This window comes from Hymenobacter sp. GOD-10R, assembly GCF_035609205.1.
Taxonomy (GTDB): Bacteria; Bacteroidota; Bacteroidia; order Cytophagales; family Hymenobacteraceae; genus Hymenobacter.
Window position 1 is genome coordinate 195,217 of record NZ_CP141184.1, and the last position, 12,986, is coordinate 208,202.

Below are 12,986 nucleotides of genomic sequence, written 5' to 3' on the forward strand. Positions count from 1 at the left end.
CTGGGCTGAGCTGCAAGGTGTGTGAACATGGTGGAGCAGAAAGGGCTGTTTATCCAGTGAATGAAGAAGCGAAATAGGTTGATGACACCGAGTATCAACGACAACCCGTACGAGAAACAACAAGAATAAGTTGAAAAAGTTATAGATTTATATAAATTAATATTTAATGCTATCTGATTATCAACAAAATAGCAATTAGGATGCAAGCGCAGCCTATTTCAATGGCTACGGAGAACAAAGAATCGAGACAACGCGCAGTGACCAAACGCTACCACCTAGCTGTTCAAACGCGCTACCTGTGTTGAGCTTGTTGACTCCTTTACAAACGAGCAACCCGAACAGTTAGCGCACGAAGAATGCTTGCAAATCAACACAGAGTGCCCTCACTTTATAGCCGCAACTACATGCAGCAGACAGATATACGGGCTAAGGAACAGAGTCGGTTTGCGGAGAATCCTGCATTCTCGAGTAGGAGGGCCAGCATAGATCTGAAGAATCTATTGCTAACTACCGCTCAAGAGAAGCAACCTAGGTAGTAACTTACCGACATTTAAGTGTACTCCTCCTTATTCTTATAGACGAGTATTGTCTTCCGTTCTGAACGGTGTTGCTAACTCCATGAATAACTTCCATTCCTTCTTCTGGGCCGCTCTGGCAGGGTCTAGCCTAGCCCTGACTGGTTGCGCAAGCACGGGCAAGGCACCCCAAAGCGCAACGACCAGCGCGACACCTAGCCAAACTGCGGCTAACCCAGGGCCCGTGCTGAAAGGCGTGGGCCTTGATATGGCCGACCTAGACCGCTCAGTGTCACCTTGCGATGATTTCTTTCAATACTCGGGTGGCAACTGGCTTAAAAACAACCCCGTGCCGGCGTATGCCTCAAGTTGGGGGCCGCGCAACTTACTGAGTGACCGCACGCAAGCTTTGCTGCGACAAATCTTGGAGGATGCTGCGGCTGCTACCAACGCGCCAGCCGGAAGTAATGCGCAAAAAGTAGGCGACTACTACGCCTCGGGCATGGATTCGGTAGCAATTGAAAAAGCTGGTCTGACGCCGCTTACCCCAGAGCTCAACCGCATCAACGCCATCAAAGACCTGAAAACGTTGCAAACGACGCTAGCACACGAGCAAGCGCTGGGCACGGGCGCTTTCTTCCGAGCAGGCGTGGGGCAAGACCGTAAAAACAGCACCGTGTATGCGGTGAACCTTGGGCAAGGCGGCCTGAGCATGCCCGACCGCGACTATTACTTGAAAGACGACGCGCGCTCGAAAACGGTGCGTACGGCTTACGTGGCCTACATGACCAACACGTTCAAGCTGATGGGCGACACCGAAGCGGCGGCTGCGAAGAAAGCCGCTGCCGTGCTTCGGTTGGAAACTAAGCTAGCGGAAGCTAGCAAAAGCCGAGTGGAGTTGCGCGACCCCTACGCCAACTACAACAAGATGACGCTGAAGGATTTCAATGCTCAGTTTCCGGCAGTTGGTCTGCCCGTTATGCTCGCCCAAAACGGACTTGGTGCTGCCCAGGAAGTAATCGTCGGGCAGCCGGCTTTTTTCAAGGAGCTGAATACGCTGCTCAAGACCGAGCCGCTAACCGACGTCAAAACCTACCTGATGTGGCAGCTGGTTAGCTCCGTAGCACCAGCGCTGCCTACCGCCTACGCCGACGAGGCCTTTCGGTTTGCGCAAGTGCAGAGTGGGGCCAAGCAGCAGCCCGCCCGCTGGAAGCGCATGCTAGCAGCCACCGACAACACCCTAGGGGAAGCGTTTGGTCAGCTCTACGTGGACAAGGCTTTTTCGCCAGAAGCCAAGCAGAAAGCACTGGACATGCTAAGCAACATCAAGGCGTCGATGGCCGAGCACATCCAGAGCAACACCTGGATGAGCGACGCCACCAAGGCCGAAGCCCTGAAAAAGCTGAATGCACTTCGGGTGAAGATTGGCTACCCGGATAAGTGGAAAGACTACTCCGCCCTGACCATTACGCGCGAGTCGTATCTGAAGAACGTGCTCAGCGCCAGAGAATGGTCGTACAAGCAGAATGTGAAGAAGTACGGCGGCCCCATCGACCGCACCGAGTGGGGCATGACGCCACCCACCATCAATGCCTACTATAGCCCGCCACTCAACGAAATCGTATTTCCAGCGGGGTACTTGCAGCCACCCTTCTTCGATCCGAACGCTGACGACGCCGTGAACTACGGCGCCATTGGGGGCGTGATGGGCCACGAAATGACGCACGGCTTCGACGACCAAGGCCGGCAGTACGACGCCGAAGGCAACCTGCGGGATTGGTGGACGCCCGCCGACGCTACCGAGTTTACGAAGCGCACGGATGTTGTTGGCCGCCAGTATGACGCCTTCTCGCCACTCGATTCGGTGCACGTAAACGGTAAGCTCACGATGGGTGAAAACCTAGCTGACTTTGCCGGGCTCACCATTGTGTATGCCGCGCTGCAAAAGCACTTGCAGAAGAAATACGGTAACAACCCACGCCCGCTCTACGATGGCTTCACGCCCGAGCAACGCTTCTTCCTAAGCTGGGCCCAGCTCCGTCGTACCAATATTCGCCCGGAAGCCTTACGCCAGCAAATCCTTACCGACCCGCACTCGCCGGGCCAGTACCGCACCATCGGGCCGCTGATGAACATGCCGGAGTTTTACGAGGCCTTCAGCTGCAAAGAGGGACAGAAAATGGTGCGGGCCACCGCCGACCGCGCTAAAATCTGGTAACCTAGCTAGCAGCCACTTGCTGGCATATGCCGGTGTTGAGGTAACCTAGGGTACAAGCAACGTACATATAAAATTGCAGTAAAAACGGCGACTCGCATGGATAAGGCGGGTCGCCGTTTTATGTTTACAGTTGCGAATACGTAGTTGCCCCTTACGGCAGGCCTGCATCAACTCTTTGTTGCATGCCATTAGCGAACCGAAATGCTAGCGGTACGTAGCCCTTTCTACACCTGTTGAGTTTGCGGCTGTGAGCCACCGGGGCTCAGCGGCCATCAGCTTCCTGCATGAACGTTTACCTTCAAGATATTCTGACGCACCCGCTGCCCTCGCTTGCTATCGTTGGCAACCTGATCATCATTGAAAGCCTGCTTTCCGTCGATAATGCCGCCGTTCTGGCTACCATGGTGAGCGATTTGCCCCGCGACCAGCGCTACAAGGCGCTGCGCTACGGCATCATTGGGGCATATGTCTTCCGGGCCATATGCATTGCTTTTGCGTCTTACCTAATTACGTTCTGGTTTCTTAAACCACTGGGCGGCTTGTACTTGCTGTACTTAGCATACGATTACTTCAAAGCAAAGAAAGCTGACCACGACGAAACTCCCGATAAGGGCAAAAGCTGGGTATACAAATGGACCCTAGGCCTGTTCGGAAAGTTCTGGGCCACGGTGGCGCTCATTGAGCTAATGGACCTAGCTTTTTCCATCGACAATGTCTTTGCTGTCGTTGCTTTCACCGATAACCTGATCTTGGTGTGCGTGGGCGTGTTTATCGGCATTCTGGCTATGCGCCTGGTTGCGCAAGCCTTCGTGACCCTAATGGGGAAGTACCCCTTTCTGGAGGTTGCGGCCTTCCTGGTTATTGGTTTGCTCGGCCTCAAACTGCTGCTTTCGTTGTTTGAGCACTTCCAGCCCCGGCATCCGTTCAGCCAGTTCTTAGGTAGTTATGCCGCCGATGTGGGGCTGACCGTCCTCACCGTGTCCATGTTCTTGGTACCACTGGCGTGGGCTTACCTATTTCCCCGGCAGGATAATCTACCCTCCTAATTATTTCGATTCGGCGCTAATGGCTGGTGCTGAAGTCACGCTGTCGGGTGATTTGGAGAGGAAAGTAGGCTGCACAAATAGGTGCTTCACCTCCGGGTGCTGGGCTTGAATAGTAGTACAAAGCTCGGCAACCGCCTGCGTGACCTGCTCGGCCGACAGCTCCGGGTGAAACTCGGCGCGCAGCACAACCAAGATTTCCTCGGGGCTTAAGTAGGTAGTCATAGGCGTTGCTACACGATGGATAGCAGGCGTCGCCTGAGCCAGCACGGTGAGTTGCTGTAGAAGGGCGGGTTCGGCCGTTTCACCTAGGAGCAAGCTCTGGCTTTCGCGAATCAGCAGGCCCGCTACGGTCACCAGTATTGCTCCGATGACGAGCGAGGCCACGCCATCGAGGTAGGGGTTCTGCAGTTGATGGCTTAAGAAAACGCCCAAAAAGGCCACAATGAGCCCGAGCAGATCCGCGGTATCCTCGAATAGCACCACGAAGGTTGCTGGGTCTTTACTCCGGCGGAAGGCCGACCAGAACGTTTGCCGTCCGCGTTGGGCATTGAACGTGCGACGAGCTAATAGAAAGGAAGCGCCATCAAAGCAAAAAGCTAGGCCTAGCACCACGTAGTTCCAGGTGGGGTCGGTAATGGGGCTCGGGTTTTTCAGGTGCTCTATCCCTTCGTAGATCGACATGCCGCCGCCAATGGCGAAAATGCAGATAGACACCACAAACGACCAGAAGTATAAGTCGCGGCCGTAGCCAAAAGGGCGCCGCTCGTCGGCGGGCCGTTGGCTGCGCTTTAGGCCAAGCAGAAGAAGCCATTCATTGCCGGTATCCACTACTGAGTGAATGCCCTCCGACAGCATAGCCGAGCTGCCCGTAAAGATGGCCGCCGCAAACTTGATAACGGCAATAGCTAGGTTAGCGGCTAGCGCTCCGAAAATCGCCGTTTTGGACGATGGCTGCTTCGAGGAGGGTTGGGTCGGCGAATCGTTCAAGGCGCAAGTAAGCTAGAGGCAGGGAGATGCGTTTCTTGCCTACTACGATAGCCTGCGCGTTTCGATGAAGTTTCTACCATTTGAGCCACCACAAAAACAGCAAAGCCACCCGGTACCGCGTGGCTTTGCTGTCCTCAATGCTGACTAATACGCCGAGCAAAGCACCGCGCCAGAGCTAGGTGAGTGGCTGTTGCTCAGCGAATGCTATAAAAGTGTTGCTTTTCCTATAGGTTTCAGGCGTTTGACTGGTATTCATTCGGCGAGGCTTTCATAGAATACTTATCAAGTGGTATCGTATTGGGCCGGGGACCTTCGATGATGGTTTTGTAGGTGTCTTCGATGCTATTAATGGCCAGCACGGGGTCGAAGCGTTGCGCGCTTCTAACGCCAGCCGCCACGGCGTCTTTGCGTTCTTCTGCCGTTAGTCCAACGACTTGCTCAATGGTGCGGGCTCCGTTTTGCGCCCAAGCTGCTACCTGTGCGGCCTCGTGCGGGCGGCGCGGGATGAGAAAGCCAGCACCCCCGGCTACTTCCGTCATGGGCACTTCATCGGTGGTAATTACGGGGCAACCGGAAGCCATAGCCTCGGCAATGGGCCAGCCAAAGCCTTCAGCTAAGGAGGGGAACAGAAAGACCGTGGCCCCAGCGTAAGCTAGCTGCACGTAGGTGTCCTCCACGCCCGAGAAGAAATGGATATCATCGCGGAAAGCAGAAGCGAGCCGCTTGTCTTGCAAGGCTTGCGAAGGCATTTCGCCGATGAGCAGCAACGGCAGGCGGCTGGTAGAAGTGGCGCGCCAAGCATCATATAGCTCGATAACGCCAAGCCGGTTTTTATACCAGGCGTTGCCGCCAACGTGCAGCAAATAACCGCTAGTGAGGTCGAGCTTCAACCGATTGCCGAGCTGCACCCGGGCTTCCGTAGGTTCTTTCGGCTTAAACTTCTGATTAAGGCCGTTGTAAACCACCTTGGACGTGAGCGGGGAAGACACAAAGGCATGCAGATCTTCCTTGGTGCGGTACGAAACCGAGATAAAGTGCTTGCCCTGAGAGTAACCGCGGTGAATGTAGCGCTGATAAATGCGCCCTGACCAGCTCGTGGCGTTATCGGGTATCTCGCCTAGGGCGGAGCGCTGCGCTAGAAAATCATGGCAGTGAACAACATGCGCTTGGTCGGCAACCAGCGGCACCCAGGGGCCAAGTGCATGATCGGTAAAGACGTAAAGAGTATCGGCGGGATTCTTCTTTAGGCGCTGCCGTACCTTGAAGGGGAACAACACATACTGGTCAATGTAGCCGAACCATTTCTTCAGCGAGCCTGGACCGGGAAGGCGAGAACAGATGGGCTGCGGAGCCCATACCTGCACTGCATGCCCGCGCTCTTGCATTCCATCTGCTAGCATCCGGGTAAACCTAGGCATGCTTTGATGCTCCAGAAAATCTGGATGAGCAAAGAAAACAATATTCATAAACGGAAGGGTAAGAGGGGACTGCTGGTGTGTTATGGCTTGGTAAATATACTGATCAAACCTACTTGTTTCGTTAGTTACGCCTGTTGCTCGTTTATTATCAATGAGTTATGTAAGATAACATGCTATCCTGAAGGCTTTTGTGCGCAATTTAGGTTGCCTTTGAAAAAGACATTTTATTCAGGGTAAAGTAATGAAGCGGGGTAAGTGGCCTGTGCATGAAGGAAGCATAGCTGTGGGGCTAGCTTTTCTACTGCAGCTAAAAATCGAGGAATGATGAGAGAACAAGTTTGACAACGAAAGTATATAAAAAATAATATAAAAATTCATATTTGTACATACTATACGATAAGGTGCGAGTGGTAGACATACTGTAAGACACAGCCATACGATGCTGTACGAGTGCCTGTAGGTCGTTTGAAACAACTGCTCTTTTAGCAGTCATTAGTTAATTGAATAGTGCCTGGTAGTGCTGGCCTCAGAGCCTGCGCTACACAAGTCAACGTTAAAAAAGAAGCCCCTCCACGTATTAAGTGGAGGGGCTTCTTTGCTTGTATCAAGCAAGAAAGAGCTTAGATAATCGTGCTCATACCCGCTTTAATATTGTCGCGGTGAAGCTGTGAGGTGGGAAAACCTAGCACGCATTGCGCGATGTGCGTTCCGACTTGTTCCGTAGTAGAAGGCGACGTCGGATTCAGCTCAGGCGTCAACACATTCTGAGCGAGGGCATCTTGCACCGCATCTTTCACCACGTTGGCGGCTTCCTGCAAACCGAAGTGTTCCAGCATCATGGCGATGGACAGGATAGTGGCAATCGGGTTGGCAATGCTCCGGCCTTTGGCCTGTGGGTACGAGCCGTGGATAGGCTCGAACATCGCGGCTTTGTCGCCCACCGAAGCGGAGGGCAGCAGACCCAAGGAACCAGCAATTACGGAAGCCTCATCCGAGAGAATGTCACCGAACATGTTCTCGGTCAGCATCACATCGAACTGTTTGGGGTTCAAGATGAGCTGCATAGCGGCGTTATCCACGAACAAGTAATCCACGGCTACGTCGGGGTAGGCTGGAGCTAGCTCTTGCACCACTTCGCGCCACAAGCGCGAGGTTTCCAGCACGTTGGCTTTGTCTACCAAGGTCAGCTTTTTGCGGCGGCTCTGGGCCGATTGGAAAGCTAGGTGCGAAATGCGCGTAATCTCCGGGCGGGTGTAGGTGCAATGGTCGAAGGCGCCATTTTCCGTGCGGCCTTTCTCGCCGAAGTAGATACCGCCGGTTAGCTCCCGGTAGATCAGCATGTCGGCGCCGGCAATGCGGTCGGCCTTCAGCGGCGAGTGGGGTAGCAGTATGTCATAGGCCGTTACGGGGCGGATGTTAGCGTACAGACCTAGCTCCTTACGCAGGCGCAGCAAGCCCTGCTCGGGGCGCACCTTGGCGGCGGGGTTGTTGTCATACTTGGGGTCGCCGATGGCGCCGAGCAGGATGGCATCGGCAGCGCGGCAGGCGGCTAGGGTGGACTCCGGCAGCGGGTCGCCAGTAGCGTCGATGGCGCAGGCGCCCATCAGTTGGTAATCGTAGGTAAAGCGGTGGCCGAAGCGCTCTGCTACGGCATCCAACACCTTAATAGCTTCGTGACAGACTTCTGGTCCGATACCATCACCGGCCAGTACGGCAATTTTCTTTCTTAATATGCCCATGCGCGTGTGGTTTCGTAGGCGGCAATAGCCTCCTTTTGGTTGACTAAAAAATCAATGTCGTCGTAGCCGTTGATCAGGCACTCCTTCTTGTAAGGATCTAGGTCGAAGTGAATGCTTTCGCCCCAGGCAGGTACCGTCAACGTTTGCTCGGGTAGGTTTACCACCAACTCCGTGTGCGGATCTTGTTCTATCTGGTCGAAAAGGCGTTGTAGCACCTCGTCGCTTACTTGCAAAGGCAGCAAACCCGTATTCAAGGCATTACCGCGGAAGATATCAGCGAAGTAGCTCGAAATAACAGCCTTAAAGCTGGCGTCATACAGCGCCCAAGCGGCGTGCTCGCGGCTAGAGCCGCAACCGAAGTTCTTGCCCGCCAGCAAAATATGGCCATCGTAGCGCGGATTGTTCAGCGCGAAGTCAGCTTTAGGCGTGCCTTCGGATGTATAGCGCCAGTCGCGGAATAGGTTCTCACCAAAGCCTTCCCGCGACGTAGCCTTTAGGAAACGCGCTGGGATAATCTGGTCCGTATCAATATTCTCGATCGGCAACGGAATGGCCGTGGTGCGAAGGATCTGGAATTTTTCCATATGCTAGAAAGCCGCAGCCCCTAGGTCCTGCTCGCGGAGAGCGGCACCTAGGGGCTGTGTGTTATTTAGTTCAGGTACTGCGTAATATCGACAATACGACCTTCCACGGCCGTAATAGCTGCCACTAAGGGCGAGGCTAACAAGGTGCGGGCGCCAGGTCCCTGTCGGCCTTCAAAGTTGCGGTTCGAGGTAGAAACGCAGTAGGCACCAGCCGGAATCTTGTCCTCGTTCATGGCTAAGCAAGCGCTACAACCTGGTTCGCGCAACTCAAATCCTGCTTCGGCTAACACTTTGTCGATGCCTTCCGCTATGGCTTGCTGCTCCACCTGTTTCGAGCCGGGTACGATAATGGCCTCCACGTTTTGAGCTTTGTGCTTGCCTTTCACGTAGCTAGCTACCGTGCGCAAGTCCTCGATGCGAGAATTGGTGCAGCTGCCGATAAACACGTAGTTGATTTCTTTACCTAAGAGCGACTCGCCGGGCGCGAAGCCCATGTACTTGAGCGAGTTCTGGAAGCTCACGGCTTCGTTGCTGGCTACCTCAGTCGGAATCAACCCGTTGAGCGCGATACCCATGCCGGGGTTGGTGCCGTAGGTAATCATCGGGTAGATGTCCTGCGCGTCGAAGTGATACTCCGAATCGAACGTGGCGTCGGCGTCGGAGTATAGAGTGCGCCAGTAGGCAAGAGCCTGCTCCCAGCGCTCACCTTGCGGAGCGTACGGGCGACCATCTACGTAGGCGAAAGTGGTTTCATCAGGGGCAATCATGCCGCCGCGGGCGCCCATCTCGATGCTCATGTTGCAGAGCGTCATGCGGCCTTCCATGCTGAGGCTGCGGATAGCGCTGCCAGCGTACTCCACGAAGTAGCCCGTGGCACCGCCGGTACCTAGCTTGGAGATAACATAAAGCGGTAAATCCTTAGCAGTTACACCACGGTGTAGGTCGCCTTCCACGGTGATACGCATGCGCTTGGGCTTGCTGATGAGCAAGCACTGCGAGGCCATTACCTGCGCCACCTGGCTCGTGCCGATGCCGAAGGCAATAGCGCCAAACGCGCCGTGCGTCGAGGTGTGGCTGTCGCCACATACGATGGTCATGCCAGGCTGGGTGAGGCCTAGCTCAGGTCCGATAACGTGCACAATACCTTGGCGCTCATGACCTAGGCCGTACAGCTCCACGTCAAACTTTTCGCAGTTCTCGGTAAGCTTGTTTACCTGCGAGCGGGAGAGCGGCTCCTCGATGGGCAAGTGCTGGTTGCGCGTGGGCACGTTGTGGTCGGCCGTAGCGAGCATCTGATCCTTGCGGAACAGGGGCAGGCCGCGCGCAGTCAATTCGTCAAAAGCTTGGGGGCTCGTGACTTCGTGAATGAGGTGTTTATCAATATAGACGACGGACAAGTCGCCGAAGGAGTTCACAACGTGAGCATCCCAAATCTTATCAAATAGAGTCTGTGCCATGATGGGGTGGGTGTAGCGCGAAGCTCCAGCTTCGCGCATCGTTGAACGACTTGGGCTAGGTCGTCGCAACGATGATTGTTCAACGAGGCGCGAAGCTGGAGCTTCGCGTTACAACTACTTGCGGGCTAGCTTGCGGCAACCAGGTTTTCTTGTTCAACCAAGATGTGCAAATCTTCGTCCACAACTTCTTTTTTACGGTCGGCGAGCACTAGGAACGAAGCGTAAGCTTGATCTAACACACTTTTATTGAACGCATAGCCGATCTTCTGCAGCCGGTAACCCAGCGCGGCGCGGCCCGAACGAGCCGTCAGGACAATCGACGAATCGGGGGCGCCTACTTCGCGCGGGTCAATGATTTCGTACGTCTCGCGGTGCTTGATCACGCCATCCTGGTGGATGCCGCTGGAGTGCGAGAAGGCATTGGCACCCACAATAGCTTTGTTGGCCTGCACCGGCATACCCATCATGTGCGACACCATCGTTGACGTTTCGGTCAGCAGCTTGGTATTGATATTAGTATCGAGGTTCAGGTAAGGGTGCTGGCGCAAAATCATCACGACTTCTTCCAACGCCGTGTTGCCAGCCCGCTCGCCGACGCCGTTGATGGTGCACTCAATCTGCCGGGCGCCGTGTACCACACCCGCAATGGAGTTAGCCGTAGCTAGACCTAGGTCATTATGGCAGTGCGTAGAAAGCGTCACGTTCTCAATGCCTTTCACGTTCTCGCGCAAGAACCTGATCTTGGCGCCGTACTCTTCGGGCAGGCAGTAGCCGGTGGTATCAGGAATGTTGAGCACGGTGGCGCCAGCCTTAATTACGGCTTCGCACACGCGAGCTAGATACACGTTATCGGTGCGGCCAGCGTCTTCGGCGTAAAACTCCACATCTTCCACGAAGGATTTAGCTAGCTTCACGGCGGCAATGGCGCGCTCCAATACGAGTTCCTGCGTCGAGCAGAGCTTGTGCTTCACATGCAGCTCGGAAGTACCAATGCCGGTATGAATGCGCGGATAACGGGCTAGCTTCAGGGCGTCAGCCGCCACGCGAATATCATTTTCAACGGCCCGGGTCAGGCCGCACACAGTAGCTTCTTTGGTTTGGGCAGCAATGGCGTGCACCGCCGCAAAATCACCGGGGCTCGAAACGGGGAAACCGGCTTCGATAACATCTACGCCTAGCAGTTCAAGCTGCCGGGCAATAACAAGTTTCTCTTCCCTGTTTAGCTTGCATCCTGGCACTTGCTCCCCGTCGCGTAGGGTGGTGTCGAAGATTTGGATTCGTTGAGCCGTCATTGTGTTGTTGCTGTTTGCTTACAGAATTCAGCATGCAACATGTCGGTTTAAAAACAGCTATGAAAATTATTTTTAAGAGGCTTTACTATTTCTAATACTTTAATCATCTGTTAAAATTAACTGTTTATCAAGTAGTTGCCCTTTTTTTAAGTACAATGCCTAACGGAAACACAGATCCAGTTTTTAGCTTAGTCAATTCCCTAACCCGCTCCGAAAAGCGTCACTTCCGCCTGTTCTGTAACCGCCAAGGCTCAACGGAAGGCCTGAAGTTCTTGCAGCTCTTCGACGCCCTCGACAACCTAGAGCAGTACGATGAGGAGCGGATTCTTGCGCAGGTGCCTTCTATCAAGAAGATACAGCTAGCGAACCTAAAGGCTAACCTCTACCGGCAGCTCCTATCCAGCCTGCGGGTGTACCAGGCGCATCAAAACCCTGATATTCAGCTGCACGAGCAGCTCGACTACGCCCGCGTGCTCTACAACAAAGGCTTCTATCAACAGAGTCTGAAAATGTTGGAGAAGGTGAAAGCTGCCGCCCAGCAGGCCGAAATGCCGCACGTAGCCCTCATTGCCATCGACTTCGAGAAGATGATCGAGTCGCAGTACATCACGCGCAGCTTGCAAGGGCACGCGGAGGTATTGGCAGCCGAGGCGCAGGATACGGTGAAGCACCTAGGTCAGCTGCACGAGCTGTCGAACCTGTCGCTGCGCATGTACGGGTTATACTTGAAAGTAGGCCATGCCCGCAACCAGGAAGATAATGAGGAAGTAACCAGCTTCTTCCGGAGCAACCTCGTGTCCTTGGATTTGCCGGAGGCAGGCTTTTTCGAGAAGCTCTACTATTACCAGGCGCACGTGTGGTACTACACCATCGTGCAAGATTTTAAAGCGTGCTACCGCTACGCGCAGAAGTGGGTGGATTTGTTTGAAGAAACGCCCGCCATGAAAGACGCGCAGACCATGCTCTACATTAAAGGGCTGCACAACCTGCTGGCGGTGCTCTACAACTTGCTGTACTACAGTAAGTTTATGGAGGTGCTGAAGACACTAGAAGAGTTTGCCGCCGACCAAGACCGTCGCACGACACCGAACACGGAGATCTTGCTGTTCCTGCACATCTACCAGCACCGCATCAACGCCTACTTTATGGAAGGCCGCTTCACCGACGGGCTAGCTATTGTGCCGGAGTTGTTGGAAGACATGCACGAGTACCAGCGCCAGCTGGACCCACACCGCGTGCTGGTGCTCTACTATAAAATAGCGAGCCTCTACTTTGGCAGCGGTGATAATCGCCGAGCCATCGAGTACCTCGACAAAGTAATCCACCACCGCGAAGGCAGCTTGCGCGAAGATTTGCAGTGCTTTGCGCGTATCCTGCGCCTTATTGCCTACTACGAGGCCGGCGAAGACGACGGACTAGAGTATCAGATTCGGTCGGTGTATCACTTCCTGGGTAAAATGAACAACCAGCAGCAGATGCAAGTGGAAATCTTTCGCTTCCTGCGCAACCTAGGTAACGTGGAGCCCACTCGGGTGAAGGAAGCATTCATCAACTTGAAAGAGAAGTTAATCAGCATTGCGGACAATCCCTTTGAACGGCGGCCTTTCCTGTACCTGGATATTATCTCGTGGCTGGAAAGCAAGATCGAGGGGGTGTCCGTGCAGGATATAATGAAGCGGAAAGTGCTGCAAATGAAATAAGGGCAGGCATAGAAGCATATAGCGACCTAA

9 protein-coding genes are annotated in these 12,986 nt (G+C 54.3%); 3 read left to right on the forward strand and 6 right to left on the reverse strand.

Annotation, left to right across the window (positions count from 1 at the left end):
* The first annotated feature begins 618 nt into the window (after positions 1-618).
* Both SD425_RS00815 and SD425_RS00820 read left to right on the forward strand, forming a co-directional pair.
* A complete protein-coding gene (locus SD425_RS00815) occupies positions 619-2,733 on the forward strand; it encodes a M13 family metallopeptidase (RefSeq protein ID WP_324674405.1) in 2,115 nt (704 codons plus the stop codon).
* A gap of 284 nt (positions 2,734-3,017) precedes the next feature.
* Positions 3,018-3,779, forward strand: a complete 762-nt coding sequence (locus SD425_RS00820; protein WP_324674407.1) for a TerC family protein — start codon at positions 3,018-3,020, stop codon at positions 3,777-3,779.
* Here the strand turns inward: SD425_RS00820 and SD425_RS00825 are convergent, their stop codons facing one another.
* From SD425_RS00825 to SD425_RS00850, 6 genes are all read right to left on the reverse strand, one after another.
* A complete protein-coding gene (locus SD425_RS00825) occupies positions 3,780-4,766 on the reverse strand; it encodes a cation diffusion facilitator family transporter (RefSeq protein ID WP_324674409.1) in 987 nt (328 codons plus the stop codon).
* A gap of 233 nt (positions 4,767-4,999) precedes the next feature.
* Complete coding sequence (locus SD425_RS00830) at positions 5,000-6,232, reverse strand: glycosyltransferase (protein WP_324674411.1); 1,233 nt, start codon at positions 6,230-6,232, stop codon at positions 5,000-5,002.
* 572 nt (positions 6,233-6,804) lie between these two features.
* Complete coding sequence (gene leuB, locus SD425_RS00835; RefSeq protein ID WP_324674413.1) at positions 6,805-7,923, reverse strand: 3-isopropylmalate dehydrogenase; 1,119 nt, start codon at positions 7,921-7,923, stop codon at positions 6,805-6,807.
* Positions 7,911-8,507 carry a 3-isopropylmalate dehydratase small subunit gene (gene leuD, locus SD425_RS00840; protein WP_324674415.1) on the reverse strand — a complete coding sequence of 199 codons (597 nt, stop codon included), beginning with the start codon at positions 8,505-8,507 and terminating at the stop codon, positions 7,911-7,913. Before leuD ends, leuB begins: the two co-directional genes overlap by 13 nt.
* 65 nt (positions 8,508-8,572) lie before the next feature.
* A complete protein-coding gene (gene leuC / locus SD425_RS00845; RefSeq protein WP_324674417.1) occupies positions 8,573-10,003 on the reverse strand; it encodes a 3-isopropylmalate dehydratase large subunit in 1,431 nt (476 codons plus the stop codon).
* An 86-nt stretch (positions 10,004-10,089) separates the two neighbouring features.
* Positions 10,090-11,256, reverse strand: a complete 1,167-nt coding sequence (locus SD425_RS00850; RefSeq protein ID WP_324674419.1) for a 2-isopropylmalate synthase — start codon at positions 11,254-11,256, stop codon at positions 10,090-10,092.
* Positions 11,257-11,411: 155 nt separating this feature from the next.
* Here SD425_RS00850 and SD425_RS00855 point away from each other — a divergent pair, with 155 nt between their 5' ends.
* Complete coding sequence (locus SD425_RS00855) at positions 11,412-12,956, forward strand: hypothetical protein (protein ID WP_324674421.1); 1,545 nt, start codon at positions 11,412-11,414, stop codon at positions 12,954-12,956.
* Positions 12,957-12,986: the final 30 nt, after the last annotated feature.